Consider the following 23535-nt stretch of genomic DNA (forward strand, 5'->3'; position numbering starts at 1 on the left):
GATTCATGCTGTAAAGCGAGTATCTTTGTAGCCTATCGTGGAATAGACCGTATCTATTTCTGCTTCCTCGCCCACAGGCCGGCCCTTTCCTATGATGAAGTATACAGCCTGTGATGTCGCAAGGTGCGGCAAGAGGGAAAAAATCGGCGATATTCGCTCTCTTGTCAGTATGATGCAGCCACGATTTTCATTTATTTCCAATTTATAAAACCATAAAGATATGAGAATAAAACATGTAATAGGAATAGCCTTCACCTGCATGGTGTTCATCTTTTCGTGCCAAGCCCAAAGCTCCACCGAGAGTCATGCAGGAAAAAACAAGCAAGAACAGAAAATCAAGCCCCGCCACTTGACCAAAGCGGAATTTCTCTCGAAAGTGGCGAACTATGAGAAAACGCCCGACAAGTGGGAGTACTTGGGCTCGAAGCCTTGCATTATCGATTTTTACGCTACATGGTGCGGGCCTTGCCGAAAGTTGGCTCCGATATTGGAGGAGATTGCCGGAGAATATGCCGGGAAAATCGATGTCTATAAAATAGATGTGGATAAAGAACCTGAACTTGCCGCCGCCTTCGGTGTACAGAGTATCCCTACATTACTATTTTGTCCGATGAAGAATCAGCCGCAAATCGCTGCCGGATTCATGGATAAAGCGACCTTACAGAAGGCTATCAAAGAGGTACTGCTCGTAAAATAACAACTCGCCGAAAGTTAGCGATATTCAACTCACCCGGCTCTACGTAGCATCACGCCCTGCGTTTTGTCTTAGTGGAGAGTTCCTCTGTTAGGGATATTTCTTTAACCCCTCCGTCACTTCGTGACACCTCCCCTATATTTTGCACTGCAAAACACAGGGGAGGAGGGTAATACTTTCCTGTGTATCGTGTTTGTTCTTCTCCCCCTATTACTGGGCGACACCCCGTAATACTATGGGACACTGCAGGGAGGAGAGTAGAAATCTTTCAATACATCGCTCCACCGTTGTTTTAATCTTCCGGCTCTACGAGCCTTCTCGCCCAATCGCACATACGTGCGCAGAGGAGGAGGAGTGTGTGAATACCCTACAATACCGCAGGGTATAGGTGAGGGGGTTAAAAAGCATTCTCCTTTTTGGGTGGAGAGATAGATTTTACACTTCTCCCCTGTGTTTTGCAACGCAGAATATAGGGGAGAGACCGAAGAAACAATAGTTTCTGAGGAGAGGGGTTGAGGAAGATAGCATATAAGATTTTTGATTGTAGAATTTAACCCCCTCGCCCTACGGGCACTCCCCCTATATTCCCTTACGGAAACACCCCGTAATGCCACGGGACACGGCAGGGGGAGAGGATTGAAACGTTACTTTGAGTGGCCACCCATTCCGGCTCCGCATAACATCTCCCCTATCGAATTTCACTGACCTCATTCGGGACGAATAAAGTTCACAAAGTTCAGTAAAAAACACACGAGCGGTTCGGTAGGATAAAAAAGCCGAACATACAACTACCCATATCGCACAAAGAGAGAATATCAAGTGAGAAATACCGCACCTCATTGCAGTCCAACAAAAAAGTTTCATTCGTAAAGAGTTATGAATGAAACTTTTATTATATTTATAGCCAAATACAGTTAAGAGAAAACGATAGAGCATATCTTATATGAAATATTACATTGAGCTTTTTACCTTATTGTTATTTGTCGGATGTATACCAAATAGATGCTATACAATCTATCAAATCGATAACGGTGAAGACTATCTACAAGACGGAATGCGCCGCATTGTAGACAGGCAAGGGCGTATAGGGTATGTAAATGAAAAGGGTGCAATTATCATCAAACCTCAATTTGCTTTTGGTTTTCCTTTTAAAGACGGACGTGCAAAGGTTACAAATAGAGGAGAAAAAAAAGTAGTACCAAATTCAAAAGGAGAATATCATTATTGGGAAAGTGATAAATGGTTCTATATAGACAAGAGGGGAGTATCACTTCCTCAATTTAGCGTTATGGAATGGATCCCGACGCAAGTTGTAGATGATAAAGAAAATAGACAATATCGGATTGGTTTTATAGGATTGGCCAGATGGTTCTATTTACCTTATGACAACTCTAACGATTGGATAATAGTAAAGATAAAGGAGGCCATCGAAAATATTTCGATGATAGAAGTCACACTGTTAAACACAAATACCATTATTGACGTTCAACACAGCTATAAAGAATGGCCAAACAGCCTTCTTATAAATAATCCCTCACTATAAGAAATCACTGTAAATTTTATTCTTTTTTGTCTTATAAAAACTAAGGATAAAGAGAGGTCTTATCTTCGCTTCATACCCCCTCGTCCTGCACCTCCCCCTATCTTATCTGCGATGAGCAGAGGGAGAGTATTAAAATGTCACTTTGAATGGCCTTTCTGTGCTTTCTTTTTGCTTTGTGAGTACTTTCTATTCCTTTACAGAAACATAGGGAGAGAGTGTGTGATGCTTTGATATGCCTCCTCTGCTAAGGATATTTTTAACCCCTCCGTCACTTCGTGACACCTCCCCTATATTTTGCACTGCAAAACACAGGGGAGGAGGGTAATACTTTCCTGTGTATCGTGTTTGTTCTTCTCCCCCCTATTGCTGGGCGACACCCCGTAATACTACGGGACTCGGCAGGGAGGAGGTTCAAAATACCATTCCAATAGTGTCACACCAATCCATCTCTGTTTTAAGAGAGGAGGGTGAATATCCGGCGCTACATAGATACGAGAAAGAGAAGAAAAGTATTTTCCACCATTCGGAGATATATAGGTAAAAAATAAGCGAACGTATCAAAAACGACATAGCGAACGTTTCTTATTCTTCGTCTCCCCACAAACGGAGGGCAATGCGCGCACAGCCTTCGGCATCGGCAAGTGCATAGTGATGGCGGTCGAAGGGAATACCCAAATAGGCACAAACCGTGGGTAGCCGGTAATTGGCAATGGACGTGCGGGGAATAACCCGACGCGCCTGTCGGAGGGTACAGAGAAATGTCCCGTAGGTATAATCGATGCCATACATGCGACAGGCAGCCCGAAGCACCCGTTCGTCGAAAGCCTTGTTATGGGCGACGAAAGGTAGCCCCTCGACCCACGGAACGATTTCGCTCCATACCGCGTCGAACGTGGGAGCCCCGCAGGTATCGGCCGGATAGATGCCGTGTACTTGTTCGGAAAAACGGCGGATATAGTAATCGGGTTCGGGACAAACCAACCGATGCATGCGTTGCGTTATTTCCCCGCCACGAACGACCACAAGCCCCACTGAACAAATACTCGTAGGCTCGTAATTGGCGGTTTCGAAATCTATGGCGACAAAATTTTTCATGCGATTATTCTTCGGGTAAAGATACGGAAAAAACAAGATTATCGCATTATCGAAATTTCTTCCTGCAAATTTTGTCATGCATGAGATATGCCCTACCTTTGAAGCAGGAAACGGATTTGCCCTATTCCTACTCCCTAATTTAAGAAAAACGAATATGAAAATAGGTATTATCGTAGCCATGCAAAGCGAATTGGAATGCGTTCGCTGTTTACTCGAAAATCCTCGGGAAGAGCAGCACGGTTCGTCTCTGTTCATTATCGGCACGAATGGGAAACATGAACTGATTCTGACACAAAGCGGAATAGGGAAAGTATCGTCGGCCATACGGACTTACGAACTGATAGACCGATATGCTCCCGACTGCATACTGAACACCGGTGTCGCCGGAGGTATAGACCGATCGATGCATGTCATGGATATAGTGGTGGGCAGCGAAATCGTTTACCACGACGTTTGGTGCGGAGAAGACTGTGCATGGGGGCAGATAGACGGACTTCCCGCCCGGTTCCACAGCGACCCGGCATTGGTGGAAAAGGCTTTGAAAGTATCGACCGACTTGTCTCTCTATAAGGGATTGGTTTGCAGCGGCGACCGTTTTATCACCGATCCGGCGGAACTTTCGCAAATCAAAGGGCTTTTCCCCGAGGGCATGGCCGTAGATATGGAATCGGGGTCTATCGCACAAGTATGTTACTTACGTCACATTCCTTTCCTGAGTTTCCGTATCATTAGCGATACACCGGGTGTCGACGGCCATATAGACCAGTATAACAATTTCTGGGAAAATGCGCCTCATCGTTCTTTCGAGATTTTAACCCAACTCATCAATGTGTTGTAAAACAAAAAACAATCGATATGAAAAAGATACCGAGCTTTACCATCGACCATATCCATTTATTACGTGGCATTTACGTTTCCCGTAAAGATTATTTGGGCGACCACGTCGTAACGACTTTCGATATTCGAATGAAAGAACCCAACCGGGAACCGGCCATCGGTTACGGTGCGTTGCACACGATCGAACACTTAGCCGCCACATTTTTGCGTAACCACCCGGTATGGGGCGACAAAATCGTATTCTGGGGCCCAATGGGGTGCTGTACAGGAAATTATTTCCTAATGCAGGGTGACCTCGAATCGAAAGACATTGTAGAACTAATGCGGGAGACATTCCGATTTATCCGCGACTTCGACGGCGAAGTGCCGGGAGCCGCTCCGCGCGACTGCGGAAATTATCTGCTGCACGACCTGCCTATGGCTCGATGGGAGGCAGACAAATATCTGCGCGAGGTTCTCGACGTTATCGAGGAAAAGAACTTGGTTTATCCTACTATCGAAAAATAGTGGGGAGATTGTAGATTTAACCCCCTCGCCCTGCGGGCACTCCCCCTATCTCATCTGCGATGAGCAGAGGGAGAGGATTAAAAGCGTTGCTTGTCACAATCCGGCGAGTTTTCTATGCAACAAGACAAAACATTCTAACCTTCTCCCCTGCCGTGTCCCGTGGTATTACGGGGAGTTGCATTAGAAATATAAGAGAGACACCGAAGATACAGTAGTTTCTTAGGAGAGGGGTTGAAAGGATTTCATAAAATTTTTGGCTGTAAAGATTAACCCCTCCGTCCTGCGGACACCTCCCCTATCTCATCTGCGATGAGCAGAGGGAGAGGATTAAAATGTCACTTTGAATGGCCTTTTTGTGCTTTCTTCTTGCTTTGTGAATACTTTCTATTCCCTTACAGAAACATAGGGAGAGAGTGTGTGATATTTTGATATGCTTCCTCTGCTATGGATATTTTTTACCCCTCCGTCCTACGGACACCTCCTATATTTTGCTATGCAAAACACAGAGGAGGAGGTTAATACTTTTCTGTGTATTGTGTTTGTTCTTCTCCCCCGCCATGTCCCGTAGTATTACGGGGAGTTACGTTAGTAATATAGGGGAGACACCGAAGATGCGGTAGTTTCTTCGGAGAGGAGTTGGGGATATGACAATCCTATCTGATTTCCTATCGGGCTGGTATTTTTATAAAAATTAGCCTCTTTTTCCTTATTATTCCACACAAATTGAGTATTGGACGACCATAAAATCCCTATAACTAGGTATTTCGAAAGCTCGCCGAAAGTCGTTACTTTACATCGTGAAAAATTAAAGAATAAAACGATGAAAAAAATTGGAATATTTTATGGTTCTTCCACAGGTACTACCGAGAGTGTAGCCCATACAATCGCACAAAAGTTGGGTGTCGCCTCGAACGACGTACACGATGCTTCCAAACTGACCGGAGAAATGGTAAAGGAATACGACGTATTGGTATTGGGTACATCGACTTGGGGCTGCGGAGAGTTGCAAGACGATTGGTACGACGCTGTGAAGGTGTTGAAAAAGGCTGGCCTGAGTTCGAAAGAGGTCGCACTCTTCGGGTGCGGGGACTCGGAGTCGTACTGCGATACGTTCTGTGACGGAATAGGCGTACTGTATGAGGAGCTGAAAGGGACGGGCTGTAAGTTTATCGGTAATCACGTACCGACGGGCGATTACAACTTTTCCTCTTCTACGGCAGTTGTAGACGGTGAATTCGCGGGGCTTCCCCTCGACGAAATGAATGAATCGGACAAGACCGAAGGTCGCATCGATAACTGGGTAAAAAGTTTGAAAGATTAACCTTTTACAACCGGCATCCCATGATTACGTGCAATGCCTATCCGGCCGAATTGAAAGTGTTTCTGAACCACGTGTATGAATACAAGAAGGGTGTTCGCAACATGGTTCTTTATACGACGAACAAAAAATATGAAGAGTTTGCCGTCAGTCGATTGAACAGCCAAAACATAGATTATTGCATTCAACCGATCGGCTGTAATAAAATCAATCTGTTTTTCGGCCGCAGGGAGTGCATCGAAGTGATTCAATCCATGACTTCCCGACCTTTGAACGAACTGACACCAGAGGAGGATTTCATATTGGGAGCCATGCTGGGTTACGATATTTGCGGACAATGCCTCCGCTATTGCAAGCGCAAAGCCAAATAAAATAATTATAAAATCCCCCAAAAGCCAGATCTAATTCGCGGGGAAAGAAAAATCCAAAACATTGGAGTTTGTTTTTAGTTAGTAAAGAAACACCGCCCCGTGAGGAGCGGTGTTCTCTGTTTTTATCGAATAGGTATCTGTATCTTCCTAAAAAGGGATTCAGGTCTCAGGAGGACATCAGAGGAAATTTTCTTTTTATACACCTCCAACCCCTCTCCGAAGAAACTACCGTATCTTCGGTGTCTCCCCTATATTACTAACGTAACTCCCCGTAACGCTACGAGACACAGCCGGAGAGAGGTTGATATCCGCTTCTGTTTCCTTTTCTGCCAGTATTTTTTTCAACTCCCTCGCCCTACGGGCACTTCCCCCTATCTCATTTACGACGAGCAGAGGGAGAGGAGACCTGAATCTGTCATCTCCACGGTCGGTATTTTCTAACCCCTCCGTCCTGCGGACACCTCCCCTATATTTTGCTACGCAAAACACAGAGGAGGAGGTTAATACTTTCCTGTGTATTGTGTTTGTTCTTCTCCCCTGCCGTGTCCCGCAGCATTGCGGGGTGTCACACAGCGGTATAGGGGGAGTGCCCGAAGGGCGAAGGGAGCCCCCGACAACAGTAACAGAACTGTAAACAAACTCTCCGGAAAGACTGGAATGTGGTTATCGACAAGAAATTCATCGCTAACCCTTTTATTTTTCTACTGAACCGGATTCGGCGGGTCTTACTTCAAACGGGCGAGGACTTCTTTCATACGGCGCATGGCTTCGGTGATATTCTCCTCGGAAGTGGCATAAGACAGACGAAGATAATCGGGAGCCCCGAAAGCATCGCCCGCCACCGTTGCGACATGACCTACTTCGAGGATATACATCGCCAAATCGGAAGAGGTGTTTATCTTGCGTTCGCCGTCGGACTTCCCTAAATAGTGGCTGACCTCGGGGAAGAGATAGAATGCTCCCTGCGGATCGTTTACTTTTAAGCCGGGTATTTCTTTTGCCAAACGTACGACCAAATCGCGACGGTGTTGAAATGCTTGTCTCATGGTTTCTACGCAACCTTGCTCTCCGGCAAAAGCGGCAGCCGCGGCTTTCTGTGCGATAGATGATGCTCCCGATGTGTATTGTCCTTGCAATTTGTTGCAGGCTTTGGCAATCCACAACGGAGCAGCGATGAACCCGATACGCCAACCGGTCATCGCATAGCCTTTGGAAACCCCGTTGATAATGACTATCCGCTCCCGAATAGAGGGGAATTGCGCCAGACTTTGATGGGCTCCCACATAATTGATGTGTTCGTATATTTCATCGGAAATGACGAATACCTGCGGGTGGCGTTCCAAAACGGAGGCCAACGCTTCCAACTCTTCACGGGAATAGACGCTGCCGGTAGGGTTGGAGGGCGAACAGAGAATGAGCAGCTTGGTCTTGGGCGTGATAGCGGCTTCGAGTTGGGCAGGCGTCATCTTGAAATCTTGTTCGATGCCCGTCTCGATAATCACATTCTTTCCTTCGGCGAGTTTAACCATCTCTACATAACTTACCCAATACGGGGCGGGGAGGATTACTTCGTCTCCCGGATTGACAAGGGCAAGAATCGTGTTACAAATGGATTGTTTGGCTCCATTCGAAACGACAATCTGTTCAGGAGTAAAATCGAGTCCGTTTTCGTTTTTGAGCTTCGCACAAATGGCTTGCCGCAAATCCATATATCCCGGAACCGGCGAATAGTGCGAAAAATTATCGTCTATCGCTTTTTTCGCGGCATCTTTAATATGCTGGGGTGTATTAAAATCGGGTTCTCCCACACTCAGATTAATCACATCTACTCCTTGTGCTTTCAGTTCACTACTTTTTTGTGACATCGCAAGCGTTTGCGAAGGAGCAAGAGCTGCCAAACGATCGGATACTTGATTCATGAGAATTATTTTTTATATTGTTACACTATGCAAAGATAACGCAAAGATGGACAGTAACCAATTTATCCGGCCATACCGAATGCTGTCTATTTTGCTTCTTGCGCAAAGATACGTAAAGGAAACCAATTCGACAATAATTAACGACATTCTATCGCAAATTTCTTTCCCAGAATAATTTTTCGGAGCAAATAGCCAGAGCACCCACAGGGCTAAGGGGTTAGATTTTACAATAAAAAATCCTATACGCTGTCTTTTTTTTAACCCCTCTCTTCGGCGCTTTCGCTCCTCTGTATCTCCCCTATATTTTGCATCGCAAAACACAGGGGAGAAGGTTAAATACAATCCATCTCATTCGCTAAAACAATGTGACAGAAAGTCATTAAAATCTTTCCCATGCCGTGCCCCGCAGCATTACGGGGTCTTTCCGTGTAATATAGGGAAGAAGAACAAACACGATACACAGAAAGGTATTACCCTCCTCCCCTGCTCATCATAGATAAAATAGGGGGAGCACCCGATAACAGTAACAGAACTGTAAATCAAACTCTCCGAAAAGACTGGAATATAGTTATCGACAAAGGTTTCATCGCTAAAATTCAGGTCTACCCCACGGATTTTCTACTGACCCAAAACCGGACTTACTCAACCGAATCATAAAAAACTCCCTCTATTCGAAAATTATGAAAGCCGAACAGAGGGAGCCTAAAAAATACATTAATTCAGTAGCATGTCTCTTGGTTATTATTCTAAATAACTTGAAACAAAGAGTCTATCTTACGATCATTTCTAATAAAAAAGTAGTAGTATAAGTAGTAAAAAATCCGTTATGTTCCAGAAGTCACTAACGTTGCGATTGTCTTTACGACCTCGCCCTCATAACTCATCGGAGACATAACCGGCTCGTAGTCAAACGGTATAAATTCAGAAACTTGTGCTGTCGCAAAATTATGATCCGCATCGATGAATAAAGTCAATTTTGCCCCAGCCTTGTGGCCTACCGCCCGCTGTAACGTATCGATAGATTGAAAATTACCCGACTCTACCATTTGTTTTAACCGTGAAACTTCGGCGCTTTCGAAAAGTAGTTCATATTTTTTCAACACTTTTCCAGTAGCCCGACAAACAGCTATCCTATTCCCCACTGCAACTCTTATCAATCCATATATAAGGAGTCCCGCTCCCAACATAATCAAAAAAAGTTTGAGGGAGGACTGTGTATCGGAAACAGCAGATGAACCTACAAAAGCGAGTATAGCAATTACCAGTGCAACAATACCATTTACAGAAATTTTCTTTTTCATTTCAATATAAGGATTTTCCATAAATTTAGAAGAAGCAGTTTCCTTTTCTATATTTTCCATTTGATGATAAAACTAATTGAATCGTAATAAAAATTGGTAGTTAAAATTCCATGAAACTATTTTGATTGCTTAAATCGACAAATCGCAAAATAGTTCCTAAGTGCCGAACCTCAGATAGTACAGATAGTATATGGAATCAAACCGAAAAGACGATATCTCTGCCGGATTTCAAGCCTCTGAATCTGCGAGCTATCTCTTTTCTATCGCATTACAGCAAGACAAGAATATAAATATAACAACTCCATACAGCCAGAGAATCGTATCATCGGGATACCAGACTATTCCTATTATATGTATATGCAGGCTCTTTCTCGCCACACTCATACATGCGACAAGAAAACCGGGTGAGGCACTCGACTCCCCGTGAACAACAGCTACCCGCCGTTATTCCTCTAAATCAACATTTTACAAAGGGAATATAGATAATGTCCGTCGTAGCACAACTGTGCCTTATATTTATCATAACAATCACCGACGATCTTCTCCCGAAGATCTACTAACTGACAATATAATTGCTGCTCATATAAAAATGCGATATTTCCTCCTACTTTCCCTGTTATCGGAGAAGACGGAAAGCGTGAAACATTCACACATAGCCCTCTTTCTACCGGAATAATCGCTGTAAAATTCTGTATAGGCAGGGATTGTGCCCGAACATCGATAAGACTATAAGGATAAGAGGGGTCTTGCGGTTTCACAAACTCATTTTCGCCTCCTGCGGACAAAAAGATGGCAGAAGTAAGCCCGAATATAGTGGCAAATAGGAAAACTACTATTTTTCTCATGAAACCTTTCATGTGACAAACGTATAAAAAATCTTCGAGATTCACAAGAATCGGTTCTATGATATATATTTACATTAACGCACGTGTAATCAAATGACATGACTAAACGGGCGATCGGTATGGTCGAAAAGGAAGAAAACGGAGTTTAATACGGCTCTTTCTATTGACTTTGAGACTGCCCCCCAAATCCCAACCGAAAGGTTATCTTTTCAAAATTGAATTTCACCCCATTGCAAGAATATCCTTTTCTTGCCTCTCCAATAAATATTTTCTCCCATAACCATGCGATATATCCTCGCAAGCGGGCTTCTCGACAGAGAGCACACCGTGCAGCATCATATTTTCAAGATATGCGAGCCTGTCGAAGTGGTTATACGCACAATGCGCATAGCTCCTTCGGGGATATGAACAGGCTCCACGGGCCGATTTTTCCTCTTTAAAACAGTACCGTCGACAGCAAACACCTCTACACAAACGACTCCTTCACCGATAATAGCGATACTGCGTGTGAAGGGATTGTAAATATAGGGCACGGTGTTTTTGCTTTTCGGTAGCTCTACCCCTGCCAACAGCGACTCCATACCGGTTTTGGCATCGATGTGAGATCCGGGGGAGCCGATGAGCTTTCGCACGTGATCGAAGTCGAGCCGAGGATTGGCTTGCAACCACAATGCCATAATGCCGGTGACTACCGGCGTCGCCATCGATGTCCCGCACATTGCCCCCCAATAATTGGTACGCCCGGGAATCAAGGCATCGACCTCGGTATAAGCCAAGTCTTCGCGATTTACATTATAAGATGCCGCATAATTATTAATCGCCGAAATTATGTGTGCACCCGGTGCAAGCACATCGGGCTTATCGCGTCCATCAAATGCGGGACCCATACCGGAAAGGGGATACCTCTCGCCCACAGTCCAATCGGAACTTCGTTCCGTACCTTGTAAATTGGTAAACTTGTCTCGCGACACATAAGCACCCACCGATATGGGAATTTGCCCACAAGCGGTCGCCGCCATCGTGCTCGCGTTGGAGCCGTTATCAAGTTCTCCGTAATCGCAACATGCAATGTATTTTCCGGCAGCGCCCGTCACTGAGAGTTTCCATTTCTGCCCGTCTTTCAACGGGGCATAGAGGTTGATGCTCACACCGCGCTGCAAACCATCGGCATCTTTCATAGGGGAAAGCGTGACGAGCGAATAGTCTTTTTCGCCGGTTATATTCTCGTGACTTACCGATTCGGAAACATCGGAGCTAATCGAAGTTTCAAAAGCGACTCCATCGCTACCTACCAACGAGAGGGTCACTTGAAATGCAGATGTGGTCGAACACCCGATAAAGATATTTTCGCGCATGTGCGATGGCGGAGTAAACGATGTGTTAATCACCTCACCCTGCCCCGTGGCCTCGGTCACAATCGTGGAGTTGCGATGCCCCTCGTTACCGGCCGCAATCGCCATAAGGCATTTTTTGCCGCTTTTGTCGAGCAGCTCGTCAATCATCGACGCGATAGGATCAGTCCCATCTTTGAAGCCTATGACCGTACCCATGCTGAGATTTATAGCCATCGGTTTCTTCTCTTTCTCGGCATAATCGAGCAGATAGGCAAGGGCATCTATAATTCCGGATTCGCTCTTGTCGGTCGCCACTACCACAATGTCGGACTCCGGCGCCATACCTTTATACACATCGGCCGAGGAGGCTGCAATCGCAGCCACATGAGTACCATGAGTGTCTCTCGAAACATCATGAGCCGCAGAGCGAATCAGTTCCGGGGTATCGAATACCACACCGTATCCCATAGAAGAAGCGTTTCCGTTCCTACCGCTCTGATCCCATACATGAATAATGCGACTATTGCCCTCGGCATCGCGAAATGCAGGGTGCATGAAATCAAAACCCGTATCAATCACTCCTATCAGCACGCCCTTTCCCGTGAAACTGCGAGGGAAATCGGGAAGACCTACATGAAGAGCATCCACATGAGAATATTCCCTCGCAAGATCGGTCATGGCTTTCACACTGTTTCCGGCATCAACATTCTCGACATCGGGATCTTCGGCGAAATCCACCAATGCGCTCATCGGGATTACTGCCGTAGCCAAGTTACCCGTCACCACATTGAAAGCCACTCCATAGTCCGCAGCAAGCCTGTCGAGGTCGGCCTCGTCGCAAAGTCTCACTATGGCATGTATATTCTCATCGGAAGCTCGCAAAGCCGATGCTGTCCGATGAACACGGGTAATCGTGGAAGCGGTGAGCTTCGAAGGGTAATATATCGATTGAAACGGCTGCGCCGAAGCCATAAAGGCCAACGCAGCCGCAACCATACATGTAATTTTTTTTCGCATTATCATAAGTCGATAATATTATAATGCAGAGAGCGCAAGGGGAACCGATAGCATGCGATTCCCCTTCACTTTCTCGTTACTTTTTAGAACAAAAATTTACGGGTCGTGCAATTACCACCGTCTGTAACAAGCGTGGCTATACACACTCCCTTACTGGACACCGTAATGCAATCGCCATCGGTGACAACAGTCGTCACAATCGCTTTACCGGTAATATCGTAAACACTGAGGCGGGCTTTTTCACCTGTTGCCGATACAATCACCAAGCGGTCGCCCTCTTTAACAATCTCAATTCCAGCTGTCGCACCGACAGACTCGATACTGCCCGTTCCGTCGATTTCCCACAGAAGAGCCGGGAAGCCGTCGGCCCCTACCCCCCACGCATTAGCAGACAGATTGGCATTAAGTTTAGCAATCATATCGGCAGCTTTCATTTCTTCCTCCGTAACAGCGGTCACACCGGTCTGCTCGCTCAAAGGCTTACAGCCGGTGAGCGCTTCGACATAGTAACAATCGGAAGCCGAAGATTTTTCCAATTCTGCACAAATGGGGCTTTTACCGGGCAAGAAAGACGAACCGACTTCCGCCTCGATGGAACCGATAGCATAACAGTTGTAGACTGTGGATTGCTCGGCCCAACCAACAATACCAGCCACCCAATAGGCCGATGGGCACGAAATTGTAGCCGAAGAATAACAGTTTTGAACTTTCGATATACTGACAGTCCCAGCAATACCACCAGCAAACGAATGCCCTACCAACCTACCGGTATTTACACAACCAGAGATTGTCACAGTCGTCTCGGCAACACCCACGATACCCCCAGCGTTCATACTGCCCCCGTTCACCAAACCCATGAAGCGGCAATTTTCCACCTTGCCACCCGAACTATAACCGATAAAACCGCCTACATTGTCGAATTCACTACCTTCAACGGTAACACCCTGCCCGAGAGTGAGATTACAGATGTGGGTTTCGGGATAAGAGACTGCAAAAAGTCCCACCCCACCGAGATTGACATCGGCATTATTATTTACGATTGTGAGATTATCGATGGTATGGAAATCGCCATCGAAAGTTCCACGGAATACTTTTGACTCTCTGACCAACTCGGGATTCTCTTGTGTCGTATAGTCATTATAGTTACCAATCGAAGGCATTTGCTTGCCACCCATGTCTAAATCGGCTGTCAAGCGGAAAAATTTTCCTTGATAGGTTTCACCGGCTGTCACCGTTTGCTGCAAATGCGACAGTTGCGCCTCGTTCTCTATCAAGAACGGATTTTGTTCCGAACCATCGCCCTGTGTCCAAGCAGTTGCATCACCGTTCCATGCGGCATAACTTGAAAGAGAGATGCCCATAACCATTACAAACGATAGCTTTTTGTAGAAATTTTTCATCATAATTTAAATTTAGTTTATGTATAATATTTGTAAAAATATAGCTCAACAAACTATTTGATTCTTAACCAGCATTTTAGATAATATCAATTTGAATATCAATATTTTATATTCGAATTTCTAACAACTTTATCGGCCTATATCAAATTATGGAATAAAGCCAGACCGATCTTATTTTTATAAGCGAAGGCAAGTTATATAAAATAATATTAATATACAAGAAAGAAAACGAAAGTTTTATCATTATAATAATATATAAATATTGCTTTTATTTTTCAAAAGCCAATCTTAATAAATACTTTGAATAAAAATCAAAAAAGTTTTCTGTGGAATTTATTTTATCAACGACAAGCCATACGAGTTCCATATCCACCCACGCACAATTTCTACTTGCCCTGTATTACAAAACGACAAGACACTCCACAACAGAATATTATGGATAAAACGGCTTTACCGGAAGGGACATACAAAAAGGTAATCGATTAATCTCGAAATGAGTGATGCCGAAGAGGTTACCGAGAGGAGGCTCTTCGGCGTATCTTTTCCGAAACGTTTCAGAATTTCTGCATATCGACCAAGCGTTTATAATAGCGGTCGAGTTTTATCAATTCGTCATGACGACCCCGTTCCACAATTTCGCCTTCGTGCATGACGCAAATTAAATCGGCATCTTTTATCGTGGAAAGACGGTGAGCTATTACCAGCGTAGTGCGATTACGCATAAGGTTCTCCAAAGCCTCCTGTACCAGCCGTTCTGACTCGGTATCGAGAGCCGAGGTCGCTTCGTCGAGAATAAGGATAGGAGGATTTTTCAGAATAGCACGGGCTATGCTCACACGTTGTCGCTGCCCTCCCGAAAGACGGCTTCCCCGGTCGCCAATGCAAGTATCGTATCCTTGTTCGGTCGCCATGATGAAATCGTGCGCATTGGCGATTTTTGCCGCTTCGATGACTTGCTCCATCGTCGCGTTTTCCACCCCGAAGGTTATATTGTTGTAGAAAGAATCGTTAAAGAGAATGGCTTCTTGATTGACATTTCCCATCAATCCCCGCAAATCGTGCACTCTGAAATCTTTGATATTGATTCCGTCGATGTAAATTCCCCCTTCATTCACGTCGTAAAAGCGTGGTAAAAGGTCGGCCATCGTAGATTTTCCGGAACCGGACTGCCCTACGAGAGCGACCGTCTGTCCCTTTTTAATGGAAAGGTCGACGTGCTTCACGACATTTTCGGTACTATACCGGAAAGAGACTCCCCGATATTCTATCCCCTCTTTCATTTCCTTCAATTCTACCGGATTCTTCGGGTCTTGTATGGGATTCACCGCCGACAGAATAAGATCGACCCTCACCATAGATGCTAACCCTTTCTGTATGGAGTAAGCGGCTTTGGACAAATCTTTCGCCGGATTGATAATGCTGTAAAAAATAACCAGATAGTAAATGAACGAAGCGGCATCGATACTGCTCGTTCCCGACAAGATGAGCGAGCCGCCATACCAAAGGACGATACAAATGGTACACGTGCCTAAAAATTCGCTCATGGGATGCGCCAACGACTGCCGGCGGTTGATTCGATTGGATATGCGATAAAAACGATTGTTATCGTCGTGAAACCATTTTATCATTTTATCCTCGGCATTGAAGGCCTTGACAATGCGCAACCCGCCCAAAGTCTCCTCTATGATAGACATCAACAACCCCCATTGATTCTGCCCTTCGAGAGAACGACGTTTCAGTTTCTTACCCACTTGTCCCATAATGTATCCTGCCGTAGGAAGCAGAATCAAGACAAAAAGAGTAAGCTGCCAACTAATGGCGAACATGGTCGCCAGACAGACAATAATCATAATGGGATTCTTGAACATCATATCGAGCGATGCCATTATCGAATTTTCTATCTCTCCTACATCTCCCGACATACGGGCCATGACATCGCCTTTCTTCTCACTGGTGAAAAAGCCGATAGGCAGACTCACTACTTTTTCATACACATAATTGCGAATGTCGCGCACGATTCCCGACCGAAGCGGTATCATGAAATAGGAGCTCAAATAGGTAGCGGCTGTCTTGAAAAAGGTCATCACCATTAAAAAAACGCCCAATATCAGCAGGGCGAAACCGGCTCCTTTTTCATCGATTATGGTTGTAATGTAATAATAGAAATTATTTATCGCCACATCTTTAATGGAACCCGACCCCCATTCCATAAAAGTATAAGAGGCCTGTTTGAGCTTGAACAATATTTCCAATATAGGAATGATAAGGGCAAACGAGAAAAGCGTCAAGACCGACGCCAAAATATTGAAAAAGATGTTGAGGGCAAGGTAATATTTATAGGGGGGCACAAATCGCCGGAGTATGGAAAAAAAATCTTTCATGCTTCACATATTGAGCCCGGAAAGGACCGAGCAGTTTACGGCTGCAAAGATAACACAAATACAAAGATAGCAGAAACAGGAGCTCAAAAAGTTTCCAACCGACCCGACAAAGAGCATTTTTCCGGGGAATAGCTATTGTACTTTTCTTTCGGAGACACCTCGAAAGGGGAAGAGGTTAATGCCTGTCTCTGTTTCTACTGCGGGTATTTCTTTAACCCCCTCGCCCTACGGGCACTCCCCCAATCTCATCTGTGATGAGCAGAGGGAGAGGAGTCCTGACTTCTGCCACCTCCACTGCCAGTATTTTCCAACCCCTCCGTCACTGCGTGACACCTCCCCTATATTTTGCATGGCAAAACACCCCCGTAAGGCTACGGGACACGGCAGGGAGGAGGTTTTAAATACCACACCAATGATGTCATTCCAATCCCTCGCTATTCTAAGGAAGGAGTATGAAATATCCAGCAATGCCACAATACAACAAGGAGAAAAGATTAAAATGGTAATTCCCATTTCGACACAAGGATAAATTTTACACCTCTTCCCTGTTTCTTTAACCTCACCGGCTCTACAAGTCACCTCTCCTATCACATCTACGATGAGCAAGAGGGAGAGGAGACCTGACTCTGTCACCTCCACTGCCGGTATTTTCCAACCCCTCCGTCACTGCGTGACACCTCCCCTATATTTTGCACAGCAAAACACAGGGGAGGAGGATAATGTAATTCTTGTTTTCTCATTTCAGAAAGATGAAATATATCGTTCTTCTTTATAAGGCAATAAATCAATGCCACGGCCTTCGCCTCTATGAAAGCACTTGTTTCCGATTCTTTCGAAATAAAATCTTGCACAGGCAAAATTATTATAATATTTTTGCACGGATTGCGAAAATAGGCTTATCGTCACATCAAAAGACGGCCAAGCCGTCATTTTCGTTTATCTTATTTTTACCGATAGCGAATTATGGGCGAAGCCGTGCACACTTTATCGATTATCATTCCCGCATATAACGAGGAAAAGACTATTGCAAAACTGCTGCAACGGGTACTCGATGCCGATCTAGGGACCGGCATCGAAAGGGAGTTGATCGTGGTGAACGACTGCTCGACCGATTCGACAGAACAAATCGTCGAAGATTTTATCGCCCGCCATGCCGACGCTCCTATCGTTTACTTGAAGCACGAAAGGAATTATGGGAAAGGCATGGCCGTCCGCACGGGCATACGAGCCGTAACGGGCGATTATATCGTCATGCAGGATGCCGACCTCGAACTCGATCCGAACGATTTCAAGAAAATGCTTCCTTTTCTTTTATCGGGCGAATACCATGTGGTATATGGCTCCCGATTTTTAGCAGAGGAAAATTCACATACTTATTTCAGTTATCAACTGGGCGGGAAATTTTTATCGGTAATGACCAACATTCTTTATCGTCAGCACATCACCGACGAACCCACTTGTTACAAAATGTTCACCGCCGATTTGCTGAAATCGATTCCTCTCGACTGCGAGGGATTCGAATTTTGTCCCGAAGTGACGGCAAAAGTTTCGAGACTGGGCTACAAAATCAAAGAAGTGCCCATTCGTTATTATCCCCGCTCTATCGAAGAGGGGAAAAAACTGCGTCTGAGCGACGGTTTGAAAGCGATAGGCACGCTGTTGAAATATCGTTTCTGGAAAATACCCGAATCATGAAAAATAGCACCACAAGCAAAAAAAACACACCTTCCACCAAGAAGGGTACTGCAACGCCTCAAAAAGAGGGAATCTCTTTTTCATGGGTAGCAAAGAACATTTTTGCCGTTGTCATCGTCCTGTTTCTGCTAAACAAATTCGTCCTCGACGTACAACCGGGTTACAACTGGGCATACAACATGCTTCAAAAAAACTTGGAGACTATACGTCATTACTCCCGTACGACGACAGACAACCGCTTTGAAATGAAGCTGGGACTTTCTCATGTGTATCTGCGGTACGTGAAAGAGAGCACTCCCGAAAACGCCGTTATCTTGTTACCGGGAAAAGAGGCTTTTTACCCCGAAGGAGAAGAACGTATATTCTCGGGCGAACCTTATAACAAACTATGGGCTATCCGGTTCTTATATCCGCGCCGAGTCATTATCCCATCGGAGTTGGGTAAAACTCCTTGGAGCGAGAAAATCACCCATGTAGCTATCGTCAACGGTCGCGGATACGAATATCTCGACTACGAGGTTGAACAAAAAGCGCCTCATGCCGTATTGCCCATGCACCTAAAACCGTAACCATCATGTTAGTAGTATCAGGAATCATATTGACTTGCCTGTCGGGTCTTTTATTAACAGGAGTCATCGGGACGCGTTTTTCGTGGACCGAACGCATAGGATTGTCTTTCCCTCTGGGTATGACGCTGCAAACCGTCGTGATGGCTTTGCTCGACTTAATGCATATTCCCCTGACCAGTTTTTCGGTTTTATCAGCAGGAGCCGTAACATTCGCCCTATTGATGTTTATCGTAGCCCATTACCGAGGATTCGAAAGTTTCCGTATCACCTCGGCTATGCTCGATGACTGGAAACAAGCCAACTTGGTATGGGTATTGCTCATCATACTCATCGGTTATTGCGAATACATGAATTTCTCGAAATGCATGTTTTTCCCTCCCAGCGACCGGGACAGCCTCGCGGCATTCGACACCTTAGGTTTCGTGGCGGCACAAGACCACACGTATATGCGCATGAGCTTGTTCGATGCCGATTACAATCCCTCGATACACCGCGCCGGAGGTAGCATAGCATACGCTCCTTTCGTACAAATGAGCTATGCATACGTCTATATATTAGGAGCCGAAACATCGAAGTCGATACCGGCGTTGATGTATTTGTTCTTTGTCATTGCTTTCTACGGAATTTTGAGACGAAATACCGGGAAAACCGTCGCCGCACTGTCTACTCTGTTTATGATGATGGCTCCCGAAATGCTCGCATTCTCGTCGTTATCGACCACCAACGTCATGCAAGCCATTTTCGCAGGGCTGGGTATCGCTTATACCGCCAGTTGGCTACGCAGCCGCAACGACGACGAATTGTATGCAGGGGCGTTATTGTTGGGCTCCAATATGTGGTGTCGAAACGAGGGTATCGTATTCATCGGCGCGGCTTGTGTGATATTGCTGATCGATTGCATACGCCGCAAGAGTTACCGAAAAGGATTGTACTTTACCGGATTGTCCCTGCTCCCGGCCATTATCTGGTTTATTTACATGAAAATCGGTGGCTTATATACCGAAGGCATGGCTATTACCCGCCTGTTCTGGGACGGGGAGAAAGCGGGATTGATCGTAAACGGCTTTTGGGCTCTGTTTACCAATCCCATATATTATGGCTGGACATTCTCGGTATTCGCCATTTTTATTCTCGGGAACAGCTGGTTCATGATTAAAAGGAAAGACAACCTCGCTTTATTGGGAATGATTGTACTGAGCATCGTATTCTACGGACTCGTCGTTTACCACGTGGACTACGTATGGGATTCCATACAAAACGTATTGGCCTATTCGGCAAAACGATTCTTTTTCTGCTTCGTACCGATGTGCTGGTATTTCGCTGCCACCACACAAATAGCCCGAAAAGGTTCGGAATACATAGAGCGATTTCTATCGCTAAAATAAGACACGGATTTAAGAAGCTGTTTTAAATTTATTGAGAATAATATTATCATTGCAAGCAGGTATGTTCCGGCCATATTGAGCCCCTGTCTCGCATCTTGAATCCCTTGATTTTTGTCAATAGCCCGCTATTGACTGCATATCTCGGACTCCAATCTGCTTCAAACATAGGTCTCAATCTGTCTCGGAATAAATTTAAAACATCTTCTAAATATTAGCCTAAAAAATGTAAAAAAGCGAGTGGGCATTTAAACTTTGGCGGGGTGTCAAGGTCTTATAAACGTTGTGATCAATAGATTGATTTTTTTTAAGATGAATAAGAGAGGTTTTATTGCCCTATTTCTGTGTATTTTTTTATCGTCCATCGCGCAGAGCGTAGCGGCACAATTTACAATTTCGGGTATCGTTAAAGACAAAAACGACAATCTGCCATTACCACAGGTGAGTATCCGGTTGTTATCGGCGAAAGACAGCACATTCGTTACTGGGATTTCCAGCAAAGACAACGGAACATTTTCTCTGAAAGTCCCGAAAGCGGGGAGTTATATTGCCGCATTTTCGTTCTTGGGATATAGAACCGCATACGAACCCGTGCAGCTATCGAAAGGGCAGCCCCGAAGAAATTTGGGAGATGTTCTATTGGGTAGCAACGATGTATTGTTGCAGGAAGCCGTAGTGGTGGGTAAAGCTCCCGAAGTGGTAGTTAAAGAAGACACTGTGGAGTTTAATGCCGACTCTTATAAAACACAGCCCAATTCTGTCGTCGAGGATTTGTTGAAAAAACTGCCGGGCGTCGAGGTGGATAGCGAGGGAAAAATAACCCATGCGGGAAAGGAAATTACCAAAATATTAGTGGACGGTAAAGAGTTCTTCTCGGACGACCCCAAAGTGGCTACCAAAAACCTGCCCGTGGACATCATCGAAAAGCTGCAAGTCGTAGACCGAAAATCGGACCTAGCCCGCTTGACCGGAGTCGATGACGGGGAGGAGGAAACTGTTATCAACCTGACTATAAAAGAGGGTATGAAACACGGTTGGTTCGGTAATGTAACAGGCGGATACGGTCTGGACGGACGATATGAGGCCGGGGCTATGCTCAACCATTTCTTCGGTGACAACCAAGTGACTATCCTTGCAGGTTCGAACAACACGAACAATATGGGATTCACCGATATGGGCGGAAGCCGGTTTCGCCGATTCGGGGGCATGAACGGTATCAACACCAGTCACAATGTAGGGGTAAACTTCAATGTCGGTAAGGGAGATGCGTTCCGAGTCGGCGGAGATGTCAGTTACAACAACAGTAATCGAGACGTTTTGCAACGCACCGAACGGCAAAACATGTTCGAAGACAGTACCTCGTATTACAGCGGGTATAACAAAATGAAAGACAACGGGCAAAACATCAGAGGAAATTTCAGACTACATTGGGAAATAGACTCTCTGAATACACTCGAATTCCGTCCGAGATTTTCCGTGGCTCTTTCCAAATCGGACAGCTATGATTCGGCTCTTACTACTGCCGGCGACATAGCCCGCAGTAAAGTAAATTTCAGCGAAAGCGACAACCACAATAAGGGTACAGGGTATGATTTATCGGGCGAATTGATTTATAATCATAAATTCCGTAACCGTCCGGGACGCTCGTTCAGTATACAAGCGCAATATAGTTATAGCGACACAAAAGAGGACGGGTGGACCAAAGCCCTCTATAAATATTACATGCTCGACAAAGACAGTACGCTCGACCAAATGGACGACAATCACACGTGGAGCAATGGCTACGGTGCACGGTTTACTTGGACAGAACCGTTGGGCGACGTGAAGAAAGGACGTTTCCTAACATTTTCCTATCGGTTTCAAGCCAGTTTCAATAATGCCGACAAATATACTTATGACATCTTGAACGATCCTTTCGCCATACCTTACGACACGGTGCGAAACGATGAGCTGAGCAACAGTTTCCGTAACGATTACTATTCACACCGAGCACAAATCGGATTCAAGCAAGTGACGGCCAATTATACCTACGATATCGGGGTGGCTGCCGTCCCTTCGAGTTCTCAATCTATCGACTTGATAAACAGCGACCGTAATATATCCAAGCGCACGGTATTCAACGTAGCACCCTATCTGCGTTACCGCTACAAAATGGGAAAACAACGCTCCTTGCGTATCGACTACCGGGGCTACTCGTCCCAACCGTCGATGAACCAGTTGCAACCGGTCGAAGACCGTTCGGATCCCTTGCGTATCGTCGTGGGTAATCCCGAACTGAAACCGGCTTTTCAAAACTGGTTCCGCGCCCGTTTCAACGACTATGACGAGAAGACCCAGAGAGCTATCATGGCTATGGTCAACGGAGGATTCACGACCAACAGCATCATCTCGGAGACTACGTATGATTCCCAAACCGGAGGACAACGGACAACCTATCGCAACGTAAACGGGGTATGGAATGCCGCCGGAATGTTTATGTATAGCACCCCTTTTCGAAACAAGCACTGGCAATTAAACAGTTTCAGCAGAGTCAGTTACAGTAACAGCGTAGGTTATAATAACGGTGTCCGTAACGATGCCGGTTCGTTCAATGCCGTAGAAAATTTAGGATTGGCATTCCGATCGGATTATTTCGATGCCGAACTTCGGGGAAACTATCGTTATGCTTTGGCAACCAACAGTATGCAAAGTCGGAACGATCAAAGCACCCATAATTACGGAGGCACATTCAATGTAAACGGCTATCTGCCGTGGTCGATAACATTAGGAACCGATATAACTTACAGCGGATCTGCCGGATATTCTGCCGGATACAATACAGAGAGCTGGTTGTGGAACGCACAGGCTTCTTATCAATTCCTGAAAGGGAAAAACGCCACCATCGCTTTGAAGGTGTACGACATCTTGGGACAAAGGAACAGCATACGACGAACCGTCACGGGTAACTATATCCAAGATGTGGAATATAACACACTCGATACTTATGGATTGATAACCTTCACCTATCGATTCAATACATTCGGCGATAAGAAACCCGATATGGATCGTTTCGACCGAGGGCCTCGCGGATATGGACCACCGCCGGGACACCCGGGTCGTCCGGGAGGGAGACGTTGGTAAAACGGCTCAGTAGAAAATCGGTGAGGATAAACATGAATTTTAACGATGAAATCTTTGTTGATAGCCATGTTCAGGTCTCTTAGGAGACGGGGTAAAAAAGATAGAAATCTTTGATCGTAGAATTTAACCCCCTCGTCCTGCGGGCACTCCCCCTATCTCATCTACAATGAGCAGGGGAAGAGTGTCGATACCTTGATGTGTTTTCTC

General features: G+C 45.4%; 19 protein-coding genes. 12 read left to right on the forward strand and 7 right to left on the reverse strand.

The window, feature by feature from the left end:
* The first annotated feature begins 220 nt into the window (after positions 1 to 220).
* Together trxA and HMPREF9448_RS03865 are read left to right on the forward strand one after the other, a co-directional pair.
* The gene (gene trxA / locus HMPREF9448_RS03860) at positions 221 to 697 is read left to right on the forward strand and encodes a thioredoxin (protein WP_008861278.1); all 477 of its coding nucleotides are present in this window, start codon (positions 221 to 223) and stop codon (positions 695 to 697) included.
* A 940-nt stretch (positions 698 to 1637) separates the two neighbouring features.
* Positions 1638 to 2237: a WG repeat-containing protein gene (locus HMPREF9448_RS03865; RefSeq protein WP_008861280.1), complete on the forward strand. Its 600-nt coding sequence runs from the start codon at positions 1638 to 1640 to the stop codon at positions 2235 to 2237.
* Positions 2238 to 2819: 582 nt separating this feature from the next.
* Here HMPREF9448_RS03865 and HMPREF9448_RS03870 read toward each other — a convergent pair.
* Entirely contained in the window at positions 2820 to 3332 is a 513-nt protein-coding gene (locus tag HMPREF9448_RS03870; protein ID WP_008861281.1) for a 3'-5' exonuclease, read from the reverse strand.
* Positions 3333 to 3486: 154 nt separating this feature from the next.
* Between HMPREF9448_RS03870 and HMPREF9448_RS03875 the strand changes: the two genes are divergently transcribed.
* The 4 genes from HMPREF9448_RS03875 to HMPREF9448_RS03890 all read left to right on the forward strand — a co-directional run bounded on the left by HMPREF9448_RS03875 (position 3487) and on the right by HMPREF9448_RS03890 (position 6365).
* A complete protein-coding gene (locus HMPREF9448_RS03875; RefSeq protein ID WP_008861282.1) occupies positions 3487 to 4170 on the forward strand; it encodes a 5'-methylthioadenosine/adenosylhomocysteine nucleosidase in 684 nt (227 codons plus the stop codon).
* Between the two features lie 17 nt (positions 4171 to 4187).
* Complete coding sequence (locus HMPREF9448_RS03880) at positions 4188 to 4676, forward strand: S-ribosylhomocysteine lyase (protein ID WP_008861283.1); 489 nt, start codon at positions 4188 to 4190, stop codon at positions 4674 to 4676.
* Positions 4677 to 5496: 820 nt separating this feature from the next.
* Positions 5497 to 5997 carry a flavodoxin FldA gene (gene fldA / locus HMPREF9448_RS03885; RefSeq protein WP_008861284.1) on the forward strand — a complete coding sequence of 167 codons (501 nt, stop codon included), beginning with the start codon at positions 5497 to 5499 and terminating at the stop codon, positions 5995 to 5997.
* Between the two features lie 20 nt (positions 5998 to 6017).
* Entirely contained in the window at positions 6018 to 6365 is a 348-nt protein-coding gene (locus tag HMPREF9448_RS03890; protein WP_008861285.1) for a DUF2023 family protein, read from the forward strand.
* A 725-nt stretch (positions 6366 to 7090) separates the two neighbouring features.
* Here the strand turns inward: HMPREF9448_RS03890 and HMPREF9448_RS03900 are convergent.
* Positions 7091 to 8284 (reverse strand): pyridoxal phosphate-dependent aminotransferase, encoded by a 1194-nt coding sequence (locus tag HMPREF9448_RS03900; RefSeq protein WP_008861287.1) that lies wholly within the window; start codon positions 8282 to 8284, stop codon positions 7091 to 7093.
* 824 nt (positions 8285 to 9108) lie between these two features.
* Positions 9109 to 9585, reverse strand: coding sequence for a hypothetical protein (locus tag HMPREF9448_RS03905; protein ID WP_157260331.1), 477 nt, complete (start codon positions 9583 to 9585; stop codon positions 9109 to 9111).
* Between the two features lie 190 nt (positions 9586 to 9775).
* Between HMPREF9448_RS03905 and HMPREF9448_RS14605 the strand changes: the two genes are divergently transcribed.
* Positions 9776 to 10012, forward strand: a complete 237-nt coding sequence (locus tag HMPREF9448_RS14605; RefSeq protein WP_157260332.1) for a hypothetical protein — start codon at positions 9776 to 9778, stop codon at positions 10010 to 10012.
* A gap of 25 nt (positions 10013 to 10037) precedes the next feature.
* On the opposite strand, the gene HMPREF9448_RS03910 is transcribed toward HMPREF9448_RS14605, so the two are convergent.
* From HMPREF9448_RS03910 to HMPREF9448_RS03925, 4 genes are all read right to left on the reverse strand, one after another.
* Positions 10038 to 10430, reverse strand: a complete 393-nt coding sequence (locus HMPREF9448_RS03910; protein ID WP_157260333.1) for a hypothetical protein — start codon at positions 10428 to 10430, stop codon at positions 10038 to 10040.
* A 335-nt stretch (positions 10431 to 10765) separates the two neighbouring features.
* Positions 10766 to 12787, reverse strand: coding sequence for a S8 family serine peptidase (locus HMPREF9448_RS03915; RefSeq protein ID WP_083855836.1), 2022 nt, complete (start codon positions 12785 to 12787; stop codon positions 10766 to 10768).
* A 77-nt stretch (positions 12788 to 12864) separates the two neighbouring features.
* On the reverse strand, positions 12865 to 14184 hold the full coding sequence (locus HMPREF9448_RS03920) for a T9SS type A sorting domain-containing protein (RefSeq protein WP_157260334.1): 1320 nt from the start codon (positions 14182 to 14184) through the stop codon (positions 12865 to 12867).
* Between the two features lie 551 nt (positions 14185 to 14735).
* On the reverse strand, positions 14736 to 16562 hold the full coding sequence (locus tag HMPREF9448_RS03925) for an ABC transporter ATP-binding protein (protein WP_040295870.1): 1827 nt from the start codon (positions 16560 to 16562) through the stop codon (positions 14736 to 14738).
* A 349-nt stretch (positions 16563 to 16911) separates the two neighbouring features.
* Here HMPREF9448_RS03925 and HMPREF9448_RS14610 point away from each other — a divergent pair, with 349 nt between their 5' ends.
* From HMPREF9448_RS14610 to HMPREF9448_RS03950, 5 genes are all read left to right on the forward strand, one after another.
* Complete coding sequence (locus HMPREF9448_RS14610; RefSeq protein WP_155012054.1) at positions 16912 to 17091, forward strand: hypothetical protein; 180 nt, start codon at positions 16912 to 16914, stop codon at positions 17089 to 17091.
* A gap of 434 nt (positions 17092 to 17525) precedes the next feature.
* Entirely contained in the window at positions 17526 to 18257 is a 732-nt protein-coding gene (locus HMPREF9448_RS03935; RefSeq protein ID WP_008861295.1) for a glycosyltransferase family 2 protein, read from the forward strand.
* On the forward strand, positions 18254 to 18826 hold the full coding sequence (locus tag HMPREF9448_RS03940) for a hypothetical protein (RefSeq protein ID WP_008861296.1): 573 nt from the start codon (positions 18254 to 18256) through the stop codon (positions 18824 to 18826). The genes HMPREF9448_RS03935 and HMPREF9448_RS03940 overlap by 4 nt, the downstream gene beginning before the upstream one ends.
* A 5-nt stretch (positions 18827 to 18831) precedes the next feature.
* Positions 18832 to 20211, forward strand: coding sequence for a glycosyltransferase family 39 protein (locus HMPREF9448_RS03945; RefSeq protein ID WP_008861297.1), 1380 nt, complete (start codon positions 18832 to 18834; stop codon positions 20209 to 20211).
* Positions 20212 to 20520: 309 nt separating this feature from the next.
* The gene (locus tag HMPREF9448_RS03950) at positions 20521 to 23328 is read left to right on the forward strand and encodes a TonB-dependent receptor (RefSeq protein ID WP_040295872.1); all 2808 of its coding nucleotides are present in this window, start codon (positions 20521 to 20523) and stop codon (positions 23326 to 23328) included.
* Positions 23329 to 23535 lie beyond the last annotated feature (207 nt).

This window comes from Barnesiella intestinihominis YIT 11860 (assembly GCF_000296465.1).
Lineage (GTDB): Bacteria > Bacteroidota > Bacteroidia > Bacteroidales > Barnesiellaceae > Barnesiella > Barnesiella intestinihominis.